The sequence below is a fragment of the Sedimentibacter sp. B4 genome (assembly GCF_000309315.1).
GTDB classification, from domain to species: domain Bacteria; phylum Bacillota; class Clostridia; order Tissierellales; family Sedimentibacteraceae; genus Sedimentibacter; species Sedimentibacter saalensis.
In genome coordinates this window covers 1-241 of record NZ_CANG01000299.1, presented here as the reverse complement: position 1 = coordinate 241, position 241 = coordinate 1, and the positions used below count along the sequence as shown (strand labels likewise).

General features: G+C 67.6%; 1 pseudogene. It reads right to left on the bottom strand.

What is annotated here, in order from left to right:
* Positions 1 to 227: pseudogene (locus BN358_RS26340) on the bottom strand (dihydrofolate reductase); the annotation flags it as partial.
* Positions 228 to 241: the final 14 nt, after the last annotated feature.

Below are 241 nucleotides of genomic sequence, written 5' to 3'. Positions count from 1 at the left end.
GCGCTGAGCAACTGGACGGCCCGCAGCGACGCCATCTCGCCCACGCGCTCCATCACGACCGGAGCCGGATGCATGTACGGGGCGACCACCAACTCCACCTCGGCGATCGAATCCGGCCAGGTTCCTTCGGCGAGGAAGCAGTCCGCTACCAGGGGTTCCGGCAGTGGGCCGAGCGCGGCCTCGGCCGCGGCGACGTCAGGGTAGGGCAACCAGATGCGACGAGCCATATCACTAGCCTATA